The 16,983-nt window shown below is 68.7% G+C and carries 13 protein-coding genes; 5 read left to right on the plus strand and 8 right to left on the minus strand.

Features of this window, described 5'->3' with window-relative positions; translation table 11 throughout:
- Window positions 1-149: 149 nt before the first annotated feature.
- A complete protein-coding gene (locus AC5RV3_RS13915; protein WP_494122654.1) occupies window positions 150-725 on the minus strand; it encodes an NADPH-dependent FMN reductase in 576 nt (191 codons plus the stop codon).
- A 124-nt stretch (window positions 726-849) separates the two neighbouring features.
- Here AC5RV3_RS13915 and AC5RV3_RS13920 point away from each other — a divergent pair, with 124 nt between their 5' ends.
- On the plus strand, window positions 850-1,341 hold the full coding sequence (locus AC5RV3_RS13920) for a MarR family winged helix-turn-helix transcriptional regulator (RefSeq protein ID WP_494122655.1): 492 nt from the start codon (window positions 850-852) through the stop codon (window positions 1,339-1,341).
- Between the two features lie 9 nt (window positions 1,342-1,350).
- On the opposite strand, the gene AC5RV3_RS13925 is transcribed toward AC5RV3_RS13920, so the two are convergent.
- The 5 genes from AC5RV3_RS13925 to AC5RV3_RS13945 form a co-directional block, all read right to left on the minus strand.
- Window positions 1,351-3,186 (minus strand): ABC-F family ATP-binding cassette domain-containing protein, encoded by a 1,836-nt coding sequence (locus tag AC5RV3_RS13925; protein WP_494122656.1) that lies wholly within the window; start codon window positions 3,184-3,186, stop codon window positions 1,351-1,353.
- 74 nt (window positions 3,187-3,260) lie between these two features.
- Window positions 3,261-4,196, minus strand: a complete 936-nt coding sequence (locus AC5RV3_RS13930) for a 4-(cytidine 5'-diphospho)-2-C-methyl-D-erythritol kinase (RefSeq protein WP_494122657.1) — start codon at window positions 4,194-4,196, stop codon at window positions 3,261-3,263.
- Between the two features lie 18 nt (window positions 4,197-4,214).
- Entirely contained in the window at window positions 4,215-5,135 is a 921-nt protein-coding gene (gene rsmA, locus AC5RV3_RS13935) for a 16S rRNA (adenine(1518)-N(6)/adenine(1519)-N(6))-dimethyltransferase RsmA (protein ID WP_494122658.1), read from the minus strand.
- Between the two features lie 112 nt (window positions 5,136-5,247).
- The gene (locus tag AC5RV3_RS13940; RefSeq protein ID WP_494122659.1) at window positions 5,248-6,360 is read right to left on the minus strand and encodes a resuscitation-promoting factor; all 1,113 of its coding nucleotides are present in this window, start codon (window positions 6,358-6,360) and stop codon (window positions 5,248-5,250) included.
- A gap of 329 nt (window positions 6,361-6,689) precedes the next feature.
- Entirely contained in the window at window positions 6,690-7,643 is a 954-nt protein-coding gene (locus tag AC5RV3_RS13945; protein WP_494122660.1) for a TatD family hydrolase, read from the minus strand.
- 149 nt (window positions 7,644-7,792) lie between these two features.
- Between AC5RV3_RS13945 and AC5RV3_RS13950 the strand changes: the two genes are divergently transcribed.
- From AC5RV3_RS13950 to AC5RV3_RS13960, 3 genes are read left to right on the plus strand one after another with little or no spacing between them, the layout of a single operon-like run.
- Entirely contained in the window at window positions 7,793-8,830 is a 1,038-nt protein-coding gene (locus AC5RV3_RS13950; protein ID WP_494122661.1) for an AAA family ATPase, read from the plus strand.
- A 5-nt stretch (window positions 8,831-8,835) separates the two neighbouring features.
- Window positions 8,836-10,209 carry a DUF58 domain-containing protein gene (locus AC5RV3_RS13955; RefSeq protein WP_494122662.1) on the plus strand — a complete coding sequence of 458 codons (1,374 nt, stop codon included), beginning with the start codon at window positions 8,836-8,838 and terminating at the stop codon, window positions 10,207-10,209.
- A gap of 5 nt (window positions 10,210-10,214) precedes the next feature.
- Window positions 10,215-12,584, plus strand: a complete 2,370-nt coding sequence (locus tag AC5RV3_RS13960) for a transglutaminase TgpA family protein (protein WP_494122746.1) — start codon at window positions 10,215-10,217, stop codon at window positions 12,582-12,584.
- On the opposite strand, the gene AC5RV3_RS13965 is transcribed toward AC5RV3_RS13960, so the two are convergent.
- Both AC5RV3_RS13965 and rsmI read right to left on the minus strand, forming a co-directional pair.
- Window positions 12,572-14,053, minus strand: coding sequence for an NAD-dependent succinate-semialdehyde dehydrogenase (locus AC5RV3_RS13965; RefSeq protein ID WP_494108070.1), 1,482 nt, complete (start codon window positions 14,051-14,053; stop codon window positions 12,572-12,574). The genes AC5RV3_RS13960 and AC5RV3_RS13965 overlap by 13 nt on opposite strands.
- A 217-nt stretch (window positions 14,054-14,270) precedes the next feature.
- Complete coding sequence (gene rsmI / locus AC5RV3_RS13970; protein ID WP_494111550.1) at window positions 14,271-15,155, minus strand: 16S rRNA (cytidine(1402)-2'-O)-methyltransferase; 885 nt, start codon at window positions 15,153-15,155, stop codon at window positions 14,271-14,273.
- A 149-nt stretch (window positions 15,156-15,304) separates the two neighbouring features.
- On the opposite strand from rsmI, the gene AC5RV3_RS13975 reads away from it, so the two are divergent.
- Window positions 15,305-16,942, plus strand: a complete 1,638-nt coding sequence (locus tag AC5RV3_RS13975; RefSeq protein WP_494122747.1) for a dolichyl-phosphate-mannose--protein mannosyltransferase — start codon at window positions 15,305-15,307, stop codon at window positions 16,940-16,942.
- The last annotated feature ends 41 nt before the right edge of the window (window positions 16,943-16,983 follow it).

Genomic DNA, 16,983 nt, shown 5'->3' on the forward strand with positions numbered 1-16,983 from the left:
TTCCGATTCCCCCGAAACCCTACCCTCCGTCGACGCTGTTTCGGCCGTCCCGCCTTAACGGGGCAGGGCGCCCCGGCTTCCCTGAGGGGAAGCACGGAGCGCCCTGCCGTGCGGAGCGTCAAGCGGCGCAGTACCGCTGGGACCGCAGGCTAGTTGGCGGCGACCGCGGCGGCGCGGACAGACTCCATGGCCTTGGTCCACGGGATGAGCTGGTCGATCATCGGCGCCAGGGTGCCGGCGTTCTGCTCGGTCGGCTTGAAGTCGGCGAAGTTCTCGAAATCGGTGAACAGCGAGAACATGACCTGGTTGCGCACGTGGGCGATCTGCAGTTCGGACAGGATGTTGCGCAGGTGCTCGGCGGCACGGGCGCCACCCATGGAACCGTAGGAAACGATGCCGGCGGCCTTGTTGTTGAACTCGACGTTCAGGTAGGACAGGGCGTTGGTCAGGGCCGGCGTGACGGTGTGGTTGTACTCGCCGGTGACGAAGATGAAGCCGTCGAACTCGCTGATCTTGGCCGACCACGCCTTGGTGTGGTCGTTCTGGTAGTTCTGGTAGGCAGCCGGGTAAGCTTCGTCCAGCAGGGGCAGGTTGAAGTCGGCGATGTCGACGACCTCGAACTCGGCCTCGGTGCGGCCGGCTGTCTGGGCGAGAACCCAATCGGCAACCTGCTTGTTGACACGACCCGGACGGGTGCTGCCGGTAACGATAGCGATCTTGGTCATAAATAACCCCTTCGAGGTCTGGTCCCGACGCGCCAACAATGTTGACACGTCATGGTTTTGTTGACACGTCAATTATGCAGGGCCGAAACTTGAATTGTCAACCAAAGACGAGGAAGGGACAGTCGTGAACTCCGACACCCGCTGGCTGAACGACCACGAGCAAGAGATCTGGCGTGCCTTCCGGGAATTGCTGTGGGGCTTCGAGTCCGCCATGGACCGCCAGTTGCTGCGCGACTCCGATCTGTCCGGCGTGGAGTATTCGGTCCTGGCCTCCCTGTCGGAGGCGGACGAGGGCGTCATGCGGGCACGGGACATCGCGCAGCAGCTGGACTGGGAGCGCAGCCGGCTGTCCCACCTGCTCAAGCGGATGGAAGCGCGCGGACTGGTGGAGCGGGTGGCTTGTGCCACCGATGCCCGGGGTTTCAACATCTCGATGACCGACGCGGGTTGGGATGCCATCCGGCAGGCCGCCCCCGGCCACGTCCGCTTCGTGCGGGAAAACGTGTTCGATCCGCTCTCGGCTGCCGAACGCGAGGCGCTGCTTTCGGCAACCACCAAGATCCAGCAGTCCATCCGCGACGCGGGCCTCTGGGGTAACACCGGCAAGTCGTCCTGAGCCAAGGGGTTACTCCAGGATTTCGGAGACCTCCAGCCACTCCATCTCCAGGCCCTCCTTCTCCTCGGCGATTTCCTGAAGCTTGCGGTTCATCTCCGCCAGCCCGGCGAAGTCGACGTCGGCCTTGGCGCCTGCCGCGTGCATCTGCTCCTTGAGTTTGTCCTCCTGCTGGCCCAGTTTGCCCAGTTGGCGCTCGATCCGGTTGAGGTCCTTCTTGGCCTGGCGCTTGTCGGCTTCGCTGTGTACGGCGCCGGAGGACGTTTCGGCGGCGGCGCCTCCGGTGCCCGGTGACGTCGAGGACCTGCCGGCGAGCGCCGCTTCGCGCAGCTCAAGGTACTGGTCCACTCCCCCGGGCAGCCCGCGGAGCTTGCCGTCGCCCAGCAGTGCCACCTGGTGGTCGGTCACCCGTTCCAGCAGGTAGCGGTCGTGCGAGACGACCACGAGCGTGCCCGGCCAGCCGTCGAGCACGTCCTCCACGGCCGCCAGCGTGTCCGTATCCAGGTCGTTGGTTGGCTCGTCCAGCATCAGCACGTTTGGCTCGCCGACCAGCAGCCGCAGCAGCTGCAGCCGCCGCCGTTCCCCGCCGGACAGGTCCCGCACCGGCGTCCACTGCTTCTCCTTGGAAAAGCCGAGCTGTTCCACCAGCTGGCTGGCGGAGACCTCGCGTCCGCCGATGTTGAAGACCTGGCGTTCGCGCTGGATCACCTCCACCACGCGCAGGTCCGAGACGTCATCGAGTTCACGGACTTCCTGGGTGAGCATGGCCGACTGCACCGTCTTGCCGCGCTTGACCTTGCCGGCGGTGGGGTGGATCTCGCCGTTCAGCAGCCGCAGCAGGGTGGTCTTGCCCGCCCCGTTGACGCCCACCAGGCCGAGCCGTTCTCCCGGTGCCAGCCGCAGCGTGATGTTGTCGAAGAGCGCGGCGGGTCCGTCGTCGCCGTCCGTGGGCCGGGGCGGCGGCGTGTACGAAACCTGCTCGAGGTCCAGCACGTCCTTGCCGAGCCGGGCGGTGGCCATCTTGTTCAGGGCCACCGCGTCGCGGGGCTCGGGCACATCGGCGATCAGCTCGTTGGCCGCTTCGATCCGAAACTTCGGTTTCGCGGTCCTGGCGGGAGCACCGCGGCGCAGCCAGGCGAGCTCCTTTTTCACCAGCTGCTGCCGCTTGCCTTCGACGACGGCGGCCGTCCGGTCCCGTTCCGCACGGGCCAGCACGTATGCCGCGTATCCGCCGTCGAACGGGTCCACGGTACCGTCGTGGACCTCCCAGGTCCGCGTACACACTTCATCCAGGAACCAGCGGTCGTGGGTGACCACCAGGAAAGCTCCCTCGGTGGGGCGCCACCGCGTCTGCAGATGCCTGGCCAGCCAGGCGACCCCCTCGACGTCGAGGTGGTTGGTCGGCTCGTCGAGCATGATCACGTCGTGGGGCTCGATCAGCAGCTTGGCGAGGGCGACCCGGCGGCGCTGCCCGCCGGACAAGGACGACACCGTGGCGTGCCAGTCGACATCGCCAACCAGGCCGTTCATGATTTCGCGGATCGGCGGGTTGGAGGCCCACTCGTGCTCGGCTGCTTCGCCGACGATGGCCACACCGACCGGCAGGTCTCCGTCCAGCACGTCCTGCTGGTCCAGGTAGCCCACGTTGACATCGCCGCGCTTGGTGACCCGGCCGTCGTCGGGCGTGGCGCGATGCGCCAACAGCCGCATCAGGGTGGACTTGCCGTCGCCATTGCGCCCGACCATGCCGATCCGGTCTCCTTCATTCAGGCCGAGGGACACCGAGTCAAGGATGGTGCGGGTGGCAAAGGCGACGCTGACGTTTTCTGCGCCGAGCAGGTGGACCAAGGATGCTGCTTTCTGTTGCGTTTGGTGGATGCGGAGGGTGCCCGCCGCTGGCATGCAGGGGCAGGGCCGGGCGGTCAGGCCATGATGCGGGCGCCGTGCACCGGTCCGCGGACCGGCAGGGCAACCACACCGGCGACATCCGAGAGCCGCTGCCCCAGCTCTGCCGCCTCGCGCCGTCCGGCGGTCAGGAAGGCTACCGTCGGGCCGGAACCGGAGACCAGGCCCGCAAGCGCGCCTTCGGCCTTGCCCAGTTCAAGAATATCGGCCAGTTCGGGGGCCAGTTCGATGGCGGCCTCCTGCAGGTCGTTGTGCAGGCACCCCGCCAGCTGATGGACGTCGCCGGACTGCATTGCCTGCAGGATCGCAGGGTCCACCTGCTCGGGCTCGTCCGGGACGTGGCCGCGGCGGGCGCGCAGGTCGTCGGCCACGGCGTAGACCTTGGGCGTCGACAAACCGAACGAGGCAGGTACCAGTACCCAGTGCATTTCGCTGCGCGCCAGCGCCGGCGTCAGCCGGTCCCCGACCCCCAGCCCGACGGCCACTCCGCCGTGCAGCGCGAACGGCACGTCCGCGCCGAGCCCGGCGGCCAGGCCGATCAACTCATCCCGGGAGTAGCCGGTGTTCCAGAGTGCGCTGCAGGCCACCAGGGCCGCGGCCGCGTCGGCGGAGCCGCCGCCCATGCCGCCGGCAATTGGCACCCGCTTGGTGATCTCCAGGTGCACGCCCTGCCGGTGTCCGGAGGTTTCGCGGATCAGGTCGGCGGCCTGCACCGCCAGGTTGGAAGCGTCCAGCGGAATGCCGGCCAGGTCAAACTCCGCTCCGGGCCCGTTGCGCACGCTGACCGTGATGGCATCATCCTCACGCGCGGTAGCGGTGACCTCCTCGTACAACGAGAGCGCCAGATAAACGCTGGCCACCGAGTGGTAGCCGTCCGCACGGGGGCCGCCGACCCGGAAGGAGACGTTGATCTTTCCGGGTGCCATGACGCGGACGGGACGTGTTCTGGTCATATCGGTGCCGCCACCTTCCTAGCCGACAAGCGGATGGTTGAACTCGGCGATGCGGGCGAAGGCGGCAATGTCCAGCACCTCTCCGCGGGCGCTTGGGTCCACGTTGGCCAGCCGCAGCGCTTCCTCCGCCCGGGCGGCGCTGCCGGCCCAGCCGGCCAGTGCGGCGCGCAGGGTCTTGCGGCGTTGCGCGAACGCCGCATCGATGACGGCAAACACTTCGCGGCGCGGGGCGCGGGTCACCGGCGGTTGCCCGCGGGTGAACTCCACCAGCCCGGAAGCGATCTTGGGGGCGGGCCAGAACACGTTCATGCCGATCACGCCTGCCTTGCGCATGGTGCCGTACCACGCGGCCTTGACGCTGGGCACGCCGTAGATCTTGGAGCCGGGCTTGGCCGCGAGCCGGTCGGCCACCTCGTCCTGCACCATGACCAGCCCGTGCCGCAGCGACGGGAAATGCTCCAGCAGGTGCAGCACCACCGGTACGGCCACGTTGTAGGGCAGGTTGGCGACCAGCGCATCCGGGGCCTTGGGCAGTTCGGTGACCCGCAGCGCGTCCGCCAGCACCACGTCCAGGCGCCCGGCGGCGTCGGGACGCCATTCGGCCGTTGTGCGTTCCAGCCGGGCGGCGAGTTTGGGATCGATTTCGACGGCGACCACATGCCCGGCCGCATCCAGCAGCCCGAGCGTGAGCGACCCCAAACCGGGACCGACCTCCAGGACGGTTTCGCCGGGGACAACATTGGCGGCACCCACGATCCGGCGGATGGTGTTGCCATCGATCACGAAGTTTTGCCCGAGGGTCTTGGTGGGACGCACGTCCAGTTCGGCCGCGAGCCGCCGGACGTCGGCGGCTCCGAGCAAGGGCCGGGTGGGGGCGGGCGCGGCTTCCCCGGCGTCGTGCCGGGAGTCGGTGCCGGATGCGGAGTGGGGTTCTGTCACTGTGCCATCGTATCGGGCCGCGGCCCGCTGCCGCGGCGGCCCCGACCGGTTAACGGACCCCGGGCCCGGGAGGCAAGGCCCGGGCCCGAGGCCGTGGATCTCTGGCGGATGCCTACAACAGTCCCAGCTTGGCGGCACAGGCGGGCCAGTGGCCCCAGCCGCCGTTGCTGCGCAGCACTTCGGCGGTGGCGATCTGCTCCGAGGGCGTGGCCATGTAGGCGTAGGGCGCGTACTTGCCGCCGCCGGCGCCGAGCCAGGAGCTTGCGCTGAACTGCAGTCCCCCGGAGTAGCCGTTGCCGGTGTTGATGGACCAGTTGCCGCCGGACTCGCACTCGGCGAGCGCCTGCCAGGTCCCGCCGACGTTGGCGTTGTTGACCTTGGCCGGGCGTTTCTTGGTGCCGACCGTGACCTTCTGGCTGACCGGTTCGCGGGTGACCTTTTCGCTGACCAGCTTCCGGTCGGTTTCCTTGCCGTCGGTCAGGACGACTTCGTAGACCTTGACGCGTTCGCCGGCCTCCCCGGCGCGGGTGACCTTCTCTTCGTCCTCGTACATGGCGGAGTTCGTCGTGGTGGCCGTCTCGAACGGGACGGGCTCGGCCTCCTCCACACGCTCCCGGTCGATCCGGGTCACTTTGACCTTGGTGCCTTCGGCAATCGGCTCGGCGGCGGCAACGGAGAGCTTGTCTTCCTTGCCCAGCTTGATCTTCTGTTCCTTCAGCAGGTCGCCGATGGTGGTCGCGGTGGTGACTTCCTTGCGGGTCTCGCCGTCGACCGCAATGGTAACGTTCTTCGGCGTCGAGATGGTCACCGCGCCCACCGAGGCCAGTTCGGCCGTCAGCGGGGCGGACAGGGCCGACTTTTCGTTGACTTCCAATTCGTCCAGCAGTTCCTCGACGGTGGCGGCGGTGGTGTGCACGGTGGAGGCCTCGCCGTCCACGTTCACGTCCACGGGTTTGGCGGTAACCACTTCGATGCTGGCACCGTCGGTGATTTCTTCGCCCACCGCCGGGGTGACGTCGTCGAGCTCGCCGACGTGCACCTCGGATTCGGCCAGCACGTCTGCAACGGTGGAACCGAACGTGGAGACGGTGCTGGCCTGCCCGTCCACGGTCAGGGTGACCGACTTGTTATTGCCCACAAAGGCCACCAGTCCCAGGACCAGGGCGGTCATGACGACGACCTGGCCGGCGATCTTCACCCAGCGGTTCTTCAGCGCGTTTGTCACGGTTCCCGAATCTGTTGCAGTTTCCGGGCACGGGGACATAAAGACACGCGCGTGGGACGTGCCGCTCTTGACGGCACGGTGCGAGTGCAGGCTGCACCCGCAGCGGACGTTTGGGCGTACGAACGGAACGTCCAACGGCTACCGCCACGGGTGTCACAATGTCCGGTTGCCTTCCCCGACCCCGGCCATTAGGTACCTACCGTAATCGAAACGTGACATGGCGACAAGCGCGGCCATCGGCCGGCAGCACCGGCCGATGGGATTGCCTCCCCTCGTTCGGGCGCGCGGACGTGCCCATTTCCGGTCCGGCCGGGAAAAATACCCGCGTGTTATTCCTGCTGCCAGGAGCCGTAGACACGCTGCGTGTTGTCGGCCACCTCTGTGCATAACTGCGCCAGGTCCTTCCCGAGGACCTCGGCCATCGAGCGCATGGTGTAGGGCACCAGGTAGCTGGCGTTCGGCCGTCCCCGGTAGGGATGCGGGGTCAGGAACGGCGCGTCGGTCTCGGCGAGCACCAGGGCCGGTTCCGCGGTCGACAGGGCCTCACGCAGGCCGTCGGCATTCCTGAAGGTGACGGTTCCCGCGAAGGACATGTGCCAGCCGTTGTCGTTGCAGGTCTTGGCCAGCGTTGCGTCACCGGAAAAGCAGTGGAAGACAACTTTCTCGGGAGCGCCCTCCTCGAGCAGCACGCGCACCACGTCGTCATGCGCGTCCCGGTCATGGATCTGCAGGGCCAGGCCCAGCCGCTTGGCCATGTCGATGTGGCGGCGGAACGATTCCTGCTGGGCGCCCCTGCCTCCGCTTCCGGTCCGGTGGTAGTCCAGTCCGGTCTCCCCAATGGCCCGGATCCTCGGGTGCGACGCTATCGACTCGATCTCCGCCAAGGCCTCCTCCAGCGTCCCCGCATCGGCCAGCGGGGGTGCGTCATTGGGGTGGATGGCCACCGCGCCCAGCAGCCTCGGCTCGGCCTCGACAGCCTGGAGCGTGAAGCGGGCGGATTCCAGGTCGCAGCCCACCTGGACGGCGCCGGCAACGCCGACCGCCTCGGCAGCGTCCATCGCCTGCCGGACCGTGACCGCCACCAGTCCGTCGCGGAAATCCAGGTGCGTGTGGTTGTCCATCACCGGCACGGGCAGCGCTTCGGGGGCCGGCGGATAGCTGAGATCACGACGCCGGCCGTCCCCCTCGGTGGGGCTCCGCACCGCCGTCGTGCGGGCTGCGGTGCTGTCAACTGTGTAGGCGGGAGGAGTTTCGCCGGCAACGGCGGCTGGAGCATGGGACATTATTCCAGCCTACTGAAGCGCCGGGTGCGGTACCGGCGTGATGGGAAGCGGGCGTGCCAAAGCGGCGTGCGAGTGTCTACCGCATCACACAGCCAACAAGTAGGGTTGGAACAACCGGCCCTCGGGGAAGGCACACCGGAAGGTACTTCATGGATACGCAGCAGCACATGGCAGAGGCCGGGACCGTCCACTCCGATCAAGCAGGCCTGGGGCCTGGCGAGGGCCTCGCGCTGACGGAGTTCCACGACGCCTGCGGCCGGATCAGGGCGGCGATCGAGACCGTCATCGACGGCAAGTCCGAGGCGGCACGGCTGGCGCTGACGGTGCTGTTGGCCCAAGGGCACCTGCTGTTGGAGGACGTGCCCGGCGTCGGCAAGACCATGCTGGCGAAGACGCTGGCCAGAACTATCGACTGCAGCGTGCACCGGATCCAGTTCACGCCGGACCTGCTGCCCTCCGACGTCACCGGTGTTTCCATCTACAACCAGGACATGCACCGGTTCGAATTCCGCCCCGGGCCGGTGTTCGCGAACATCGTCATCGGCGACGAAATCAACCGCGCCTCGGCCAAGACGCAGTCGGCGCTGCTCGAATGCATGGAGGAACACCAGGTCACGGTGGACGGCAACACCTACCCGCTGGACACGCCCTTCATGGTGATCGCCACCCAGAATCCGATCGAGATGGAGGGCACCTACCCGCTGCCGGAGGCCCAGCGCGACCGTTTCATGGCCCGGATCTCGATGGGCTATCCGGATCCCCGCGCGGAAATGGAAATGCTGGAGACCCACCAGTCCGTTTCGCCGCTGGAGGGAGTCCGCCCGGTGGTCACGGTGGGCGAGGTGCGCAGCATGGTGGCCACGGTCCGCGATGTCTATGTCTCGCCCGCGGTGAAGGAATACACGGTCAACATCGGCCGGGCCACCCGCGAACATCCGCACCTGCGGCTGGGAGCGAGCCCGCGGGCCATGCTCCAGCTGCTGCGTGCGGCCAAGGCGACGGCGGCGCTGAGCGGCCGCGACTTCGTCCTCCCCGACGATGTAGCCGCCGTTGCCGAGGCCGTGCTGGCCCATCGGTTGATCCTTGACCGCAAGGCCATGACGGCCGGCGAAGACGCCTCCAGCGTGGTGGCCTCCGTGTTGGCCAAGGTTCCGGTGGGCGGCGAATCCCGCCGCGCTTCCTCCTGACGGCCATGGACGCGTTCGGCTGGCTGCCCACCCGGTATGTCACGCTGCGCGGGTGGGGCCTGCTGGCGGCAGGCGTTCTGGCACTGCTGCTGGCGCAGATCCTGGGCCGCCGGGACCTGCTCACCCTGGGGGTGTTCCTGATCGGCCTGCCGCTGCTGGCCGCCGCGGCGATGGTGCTCCTCAAGCCGCAATTTACCGTGGAGCGGAAGTTCCGGCCCGCCGCCGTCGAAACCGGCCTCGTGGTCCAGGTCCGGTTGTCGGTGCGCCGCAGCGGGGGCCTGGCGGGACTGGTGTACATGGAAGAGCAGCTGCCGCTGCGCTTCGGCAAGGCGCCGTCCTTCCGGTTCCCGGCGCGGCACCCGTCCCGTTCCGGGGCCAGCGTGTACGAATACAAGCTCCGTTCCAGCAAGCGCGGGCTGTTCGCCATCGGGCCGGTGACGGCGGATTTCTCCGACCCCTTTGGGCTGGCCAACCACCGGCACCAGCTGGGGGAAACCAGCCCGCTGGTGGTGACGCCGTCCCCGGTGGAACTGCCCGCCACGTCGCTGACCGGCGCACGGGGTTCGGACGGCACGGCCAGCACCCGGCGACAAGCCAACCCCAGCGACGATGACGTGATGACCCGCGAATACCGGTACGGCGATCCGATGCGCCGGGTCCACTGGGCGGCGACTGCCCGTCACGGCGAGCTCATGGTCCGCCAGGAAGAATCGGTGACCACGCCGCAGGCGACCATCGTGCTGGACCGCCGGGCCTCGGCCTACGGCACCGGCCTGCTGCCCTCCTTCGGTGATGGGTCCGGCCAGCACGGGGACCTGCTGCACACTTCGCCCTCCTTCGAGTGGGCCGTCACTGCTGTGGCCTCCGCTGCCAATGACTTCCTGCAGCGCAACTACACCGTCCGGTTCCTCGACGTCCATGCCCGGGCAGCAGTACTGGGGTCCCCGTCGGCCCCGTCGCCCGGCCAGGAGGATTTCGACGGGCCGGCGGGCTACCAGGACCTCGCCGAGGGGCTGGCCGCGCTGGGGCTGGCCGAAGACCACAAGAAGTCCGACCGGCACCCGGGAGAGCCCGCCTTCGGGGACCGGCTGATGGACAAACTTGCGGCACACAAGTACAAGGGGCCGCTGGTCGCGGTACTGGGCCAGATCAGCAGCGGCGAAGCGCGCCTGCTGGCCCCTGCCGCCGCGTTCGGCTCCCATGCCTTCGCCCTGATCGTCACCGACCGACCGCAACAGGCCCGGCCCGTCATGGACGTGCTGCGCGCCGGCGGCTGGCGGACCGTGGCGGTCAGCCCCAAGGCCTCGCTGCCGGCCGCCTGGGCGCACTTCGACTTGGTCGACCGGATCGAACCGGTGGGAACAGGAGCGGCCCCGTGACCCTCATGGTGGACAAACAGGCAGAACTCCGCGGCCCCGAAACACCCGGTCCGAGCGGCGGGCGGCCGCCCTCCCCCGGCGTCGCACCGTGGTTGATGAGCGCCGCCGTCGCACTTGCCGTCCTGCTCACGGCCGCCAGCCTGCACGGGGTCCTCGAGGGCTGGAGTTGGCTGTTCCAAGCCGCCGTGACGGTCTGTTGCACCGAGGCGGGCACCGGGCTGGCCCGCCGGCTGGATTGGTCGGCGCTGGCCGGGGCCCTGCTGGGACTGGCCGGCCTGGTGATGTCGGTCACGGCGATGTTCCTGGCGCCGACCGGCTTCCTGGGCGTGATCCCGGGACCCGACACGTTCGCTGCCCTGGATCCCCTGATGGAGGAAGCCCGGGACACCGTTGTCTCGCAGGTCGCTCCGGTGCTGGTCAACGACGGCATCGCGCTGGCGGCGTGCGTGGGAGTGGGGCTGATCGCCCTGCTGGTGGATACGCTGGCGGTTCCGCTGCAGATGCCTGCCATCAGCGGCCTGGGCCTGCTGGGCCTGGCCATCGTTCCGGCCATCATCAAACCGAACAGTATCGGGGCGGCGGGTTTCCTGGCCGCCGAGGCGGGCTACCTGCTGCTGCTGGGCTGCGCCCAATGGCTGGCCGCCGACGGCAGCGGCAGGGGCCGGCTGGCCTCCGTCGAGCAGTTCCGCCGCGCCTCCGGCATAGCGGCGGCCGGCCTCGCGGTCTCGCTGGTGCTCCCGCTGGCCATCCCGGGCTTCACGTCCGGATTGTTCCCGGAGGGTTCACGGCTGAATTGGGGTGCGCCGACGGGCCTCAATCCCGTGGTGAGCCTGGGCGACAACCTCCGGCGGCCCGGCGCCTTCGGGAGGATGACCTATGCCACTGATGCAGAGGAACCGCTCTACCTGCGCTCGGTCACGCTGGAGAACCTCACCGGCGCGCGCTGGAGCCCGAGCGACTTCGACGGCCACCGCCGCACCGGCATCGACGAACTCGAGGTGCCGAGCGTGCGGAACCTGCTGTCCGACGGAGAGGTGACCACCACGCGGATCAGTACGGCATCCTTCACCAGCCCCTGGCTGTTGGCCCCTTACGCTCCGGCGCGGATCTCGGGCGTCCGCGGCAAGTGGAGCTGGGATCCCCGCACCCTCAACATCCGCGGCGAGTCCGGTACCACCACCGCCAACCAGGAGTACGAAGTCCGCAGCGTCAGGCCGGCGCTGACGAGGGAAGCGCTGCGGGGTTCGGAGCCGTCGAACAATCCCATCGTCGATCCCGTCTTCTCCGAGCTCCCGGACAGCATGCCCGGCATCATTGCAGACACCACAGCGACCGTGCTGGAGGGTCTGGAGAACCCGTACGAGCAGGCCATGGCCATCCAGACGTACCTTCGGACATCCGGATTCGTGTACTCGGAACAGGCGCCGGTCGACGGCGGCTACGACCAGAGCGGTTTCGAGGTCGTGGCAGCGTTCTTGGAGGAAAAGTCCGGCTACTGCATCCACTACGCCGCGACGATGGCAATCATGGCCCGGATCGCAGGAATCCCCAGCCGGATGGCGGTCGGCTATGCTCCGGGCCGCCCCACCGGCGCGGTCATCGACGACGGTGCCGGCGGGGAACTGGAGGAATTCGAGATTGATTCCCGGGACGCCCATTCGTGGCCGGAACTCTACTTCAGCGGAATTGGCTGGGTCACCTTCGAGCCCACGCCGTCACGGGGGGTGCTGCCGGCCTACGCCCGGCCCGAAGGCGCCGGCGGCCCGGTGCTTCCCAACGACGACCCGCTCAGGCCGGCGGGGCCGCCTCCGGCCGCCACCGACGACCCCGGAAATCCGGCCGCCTCGGGTTCCGCCGGTCCGGCGGGCGAAGACATGCTCTCGCAACGGCTGTGGTCGGCGGCAGCCGCGGCCTTGGTGCTGGCCGTCCTGTTGACGCCGCTGGTGCTGCGCCGCCGGCGTACCGGCTGGCGCAGGGCAGCGCTGGCCGGAGGAGGCGGCAGGGCCGCCGTGGCCACGTGGGCGGAAGCCGTGGATACCGCCGAAGACCTCGGCTGGGCGGCCGCGGCAACGGAAACACCCAGGGCCTTCCAGCAGCGCCTCGACGACGCCGGCGTGGTCACCGGGAAATCTTCTGCCGCCTTGGCGCGGCTGCGGGCCGGCTACGAGCGGGCCGCCTATGCGGCTCCGGAGGCATCGGCACCGGGCGGCGCCGAAACCGCCCGGTGGTCCGATGTGGAAACCGTCAAGGACCGGCTCGTGGAGCGGGCCGGATGGCGGCGACGCCTTGCCGGGCTGTTTTGGCCGGCGTCGCTGTTCCGCCGCCGGCCGCCCGCTGGGGACGGCCGGTCGACGGATCGGAACTACCGGGCGTAGGGGTCCGCGATGCCGATGTACTGGACGCTGGTGTACTCGTCCAGGCCTTCCGCGCCGCCCTCGCGGCCCATTCCGGACTGCTTCACTCCGCCGAACGGGGCGGCGGCGTTCGAGATCACGCCGGCGTTGTAGCCCACCAGGCCGAACTCGATCTGCTCGGAGACGCGGAACATGCGGTTCACGTCGCGCGAGTAGATGTAGGAGGCGAGGCCGTACTCGGTGGCGTTGGCCAACGCGATGGCCTGCTCTTCGGTTTCGAACGTGGTCACCGGAGCCACCGGGCCGAAGATTTCGCTCTGCAGGATATCGGCGTCGTTCGGAACGTTGGACAGCACGGTTGGCTGGTAGAAGTAGCCGTCGCCTTCCACGGGCCCGCCGCCGGTGCTGACCGTTGCACCCGCTTCCACGGCGGCGGTCACCAGGGCATGCACGTCCTCGCGGGCGCCACCATCGATCAGCGGGCCCACCGTGGTGTCCGCTTCGGTGCCGCGGCCGGGCTTGAGGGCCTTCATGGCGTTGGCGAACTTGGTGGTAAATTCCTCGGCCACGGAGGCCTGGACCAGGAAGCGGTTGGCGGCCGTGCAGGCCTCGCCCATGTTGCGCATCTTGGCGGCCATGGCTCCCTCGACGGCCTTGTCCAGGTCGGCGTCTTCGAACACGATGAACGGGGCGTTGCCGCCGAGCTCCATCGAGGTCCGCAGGACATTGTCCGCGGCGTCCTTGAGCAGCTGCTTGCCCACCGGCGTGGAGCCGGTGAAGGAAACCTTGCGCAGGCGGGAGTCCTGCATCAGCGGCCCGGAGATGCCGGAAGCGCTCTTGGAGGAGACCACGTTCAGCACTCCGGCGGGGAGGCCGGCCTCCATCATGGTCTGGGCGAAGAGCTGGCTGGTCAGCGGGGTGAGCTTGGCGGGCTTGAGCACCATGGTGCAGCCGGCGGCTACGGCCGGGCCTACCTTGCGGGTAGCCATGGCGAGCGGGAAGTTCCACGGGGTGATCAGCAGGCAGGGGCCGACCGGCTTGCGCTGGACCAGGATCTTGTTCTTGCCCTCCGGCGTGGTCAGGTAGCGGCCATAGTCGCGGACCGCCTCCTCCGAGAACCAGCGCAGGAATTCGGCGCCATAGGCCACCTCACCGCGGGATTCGGCCAGCGGCTTGCCCATTTCCATGGTCATCAGCAGGGCGAAATCCTCGGAGCGCTCGGTCACCAGATCGAAGGCGCGGCGGAGAATCTCGGCGCGCTGGCGCGGAGCCGTGCGGGCCCAGGCTGCCTGCGCACTGTCTGCGGCGTCGAGGGCCGCGAGCGCGTCCTCGCTGGTGGCCGAGGCCAGGGTGGCCAGCACCTTGCCGGTGGCGGGGTCGTGGACGTCGAAGGTCCCGCCGTCGGAGGCGTCGCGCCATTCGCCGTTGATCAGCAGGCCGGTGGGTACTTTGGCGAGCAGTTCTGCTTCGCGGGCTGCGGTTTCAGCCATGGCGGTGCCTCCAAGTGTTCGGGGTTGAGTCCGTGGGCACAGTTGCCCGGTTTCCTTCACGGTAGGTGTTCCGCTTCACGGGTGTAAATGCGAGGGTGCACTACGTTCCACGGTCCCTACTGTGCAGATCGACAATACCAATCCGATGGCCGGGGTCAGGTCACAGAGCGCGCAGATGACGACATCCCCCGGCTGCGGCGCCTGCATCGCTCAGGGATCAGCGCCCGCCGCCGGTCCGGGTGGCCAGGACCGCGGCGTAGAGCTCGCGCTTGCTCACCCGGGCATCCGCCGCGACGGCGGCCACCGCGTCCTTGAGCCGGGCACCCTGCGAAACCAGCGCGTTGACCCCTTCCACGTGGTCTTCGGGCTGTTCAGGTGCCGCTTCCGGCGCCCCAGCAACCACCACGGCGATCTCGCCGCGCACCTCATGGGTCTCTGCCCACTCCAGCAGTTCGCGGACCGGACCGCGCAACACTTCTTCATGCAGCTTGGTCAGCTCCCGGCATACGGAGGCGCGGCGGTCCGGGCCGAACCCGGCATCGAGAGCCCGCAGCATGGCCGCCAACCGGTGCGGCGCCTCGAAGAAGACCATGGTCCGCCGCTCGGCGGCGAGCTCCGCAAGCCGCGCGGCGCGCTCCCCCTGCTTGCGGGGCAGGAAGCCCTCGAAGGTGAAGCGGTCGGTGGGCAGGCCGGACAGCGCCAGCGCCGTAAGCACGGCCGACGGCCCGGGCACGGCGGTTACCACCAGACCTTCCGCCACGGCCGCCTCCACCAACCGGAAACCGGGATCCGAGACCGCCGGCATGCCGGCGTCGGTCACCATCACCAGGGTGCTGCCGGCACGGACCAGGTCCAGCAGGTCGGAGGTACGGGCCGCCTCGTTGTGTTCGTGGTAGCTAATGATCCGGCCGACGGCCGTGATGCCCAGCAGTTGCAGCAGCTTGTGCAGCCGGCGGGTGTCTTCGGCCGCGACTACATCGGCGGTTTGGAGCAACTCGACCAGCCGTGGCGACGCGTCCCCAACGTTTCCGATCGGCGTCCCGGCCAACACAATCTGCCCTGCCTGCCGCGCTGCCGGGGCGCCCCGTTCCTGCTCATTCACATGGACAACCCTACCTGCGGCGTTCGCCTCTTTCACCGGCGCCTTATATAGAGTCGGTATGTGCCCCACTGCAGCGAGGACCGCCCTTCGGCAGCCGACGTCCCGGCTCGTGGCCCCGCACACCCCCGCACCTACCGGTCGGTAACATGATGGCCGTGACCCGAACCGCATCCAGGCCGGCTGCGGCCCGGCGCGGCGGCTGGCTGGAATCCCCGGGATGGGCGTTCAGCGAGGCGGCGCTGCGCCGGCGACTGCTCGGAGTTCCGGGCCGCTTCGGCCTCTGGGCCTGGCTGCTCCCCGTGCTCACGGCCGTCCTCGGCGGAGTCTTGCGCTTCTACCGCTTGGGCGAACCGGGTTCGCTGGTATTCGACGAAACCTACTACGTCAAGGATGCCTACTCCTACCTGCAGTCCGGCTACGAACGCGAATGGCCCAAAGACGCCAACGACTCCTTCAACGCGGGCAACCCGGATGTCCTCCTCGATACCCCCGAATATGTGGTGCACCCGCCCGTCGGCAAGTGGATGATCGCCGCCGGCATGTGGCTTTTCGGATCCGACAACGGCTTCGGCTGGCGTTTCGGCGCCGCGTTCACCGGCACGCTGTCCATCCTGATGATCGCCTTGATCGCGCAGGCATTGTTCAAGTCGCCGGCACTGGGCGGGGTCGCCGGTTTACTGACGGCCATCGACGGGCACCATCTGGTCCACTCCCGGACGGCTTTGCTGGACGTGTTCCTCATGTTCTGGGTGGTCGCCGCGTTCGGCGCGCTGCTGCTGGACCGCGCGGACGGACGGCGCCGGCTGGCCGCGACGATCGCCCGGCAGGCCGGCCCCTCCGGGATACCGCACCCTGCGCGGCTGCTGTACGGCCCGTGGGTACTCTGGCGGCCGTGGCGGCTGGCCGCAGGCGTCTGCCTCGGGCTGGCCGTGGGCACCAAGTGGTCGGCGCTGGCGTTCGTCGCGGTGTTTGGCCTGATGTGTGTGTTCTGGGACCTTGGCGCCCGGCGTACCGCGGGGATCAGGGAGTGGTTCTCCGCCGGCGTGATCCGTGACGGGGTGCCGGCCTTCTTCACCATGATTCCGGCTGCGGCGCTGACCTATCTGGCGACCTGGACCGGCTGGCTGCGCTCGGACGGTGCCTACGACCGACACTGGGCGGCGTCGAACCCGTCCGCGACCTGGGGCTGGCTGCCGGACTGGCTGCGCTCGCTGGCCGAGTACCACCGCAGCGCCTACACCTTCCACAGTGGGCTGGATTCCGAACACCCGTACGAATCCAACGCCTGGACCTGGTTGTTCATGGGCCGCCCGACGTCGTTCTACTACCATGCCGAAGAGGCCGGCCAGGGCGCCTGCCGGGCGGCCACACGCTGCTCCGAGGCGGTCACGGTGGTCGGCAACCCGCTTGTCTGGTGGGCTGCCGCTGCCTCGCTGCTGGTGCTGCTCTTCTACTGGGCCGGGCGGCGGGACTGGCGTGCGGGTGCGGTGCTGGCGGGGGTCGCGGCCGGCTACCTGCCGTGGTTCCTTTACCCCGACCGGACCACTTTCTTCTTCTACGCGATCTCCTTCCAGCCGTTCCTAATACTGGCCCTGACCTACGTGCTCGGGCTGGCGTTGGGCCGGCCGACGGATCCGCCGTGGCGCCGGCGCCAAGGCGTGCTGGTGGTCGGGCTCTTCGTGGCGGCGGCGCTGCTGGTGTCGGCGTTCTTCCTGCCGGTCTGGACCGCAGAGATGATCGGCTACGACCAGTGGCGCTGGCGGATGTGGATGCCAAGTTGGATTTGATGCAGGCAGGACAACACGACTTTTACCGGATTCAGAAAGTG

The organism is Arthrobacter sp. Y3221114 (assembly GCF_059092625.1).

Coding starts and splice junctions, on each gene's coding strand:
- AC5RV3_RS13915 (WP_494122654.1), bottom strand. CDS start 725: ATGACCAAGATCGCTATCGTTACCGGCAGCACCCGTCCGGGTCGTGTC.
- AC5RV3_RS13930 (WP_494122657.1), bottom strand. CDS start 4,196: ATGACCAGAACACGTCCCGTCCGCGTCATGGCACCCGGAAAGATCAAC.
- AC5RV3_RS13945 (WP_494122660.1), bottom strand. CDS start 7,643: ATGTCCCATGCTCCAGCCGCCGTTGCCGGCGAAACTCCTCCCGCCTAC.
- AC5RV3_RS13950 (WP_494122661.1), top strand. CDS start 7,793: ATGGATACGCAGCAGCACATGGCAGAGGCCGGGACCGTCCACTCCGAT.
- AC5RV3_RS13955 (WP_494122662.1), top strand. CDS start 8,836: ATGGACGCGTTCGGCTGGCTGCCCACCCGGTATGTCACGCTGCGCGGG.
- AC5RV3_RS13960 (WP_494122746.1), top strand. CDS start 10,215: ATGGTGGACAAACAGGCAGAACTCCGCGGCCCCGAAACACCCGGTCCG.
- AC5RV3_RS13965 (WP_494108070.1), bottom strand. CDS start 14,053: ATGGCTGAAACCGCAGCCCGCGAAGCAGAACTGCTCGCCAAAGTACCC.
- AC5RV3_RS13975 (WP_494122747.1), top strand. CDS start 15,305: ATGGCCGTGACCCGAACCGCATCCAGGCCGGCTGCGGCCCGGCGCGGC.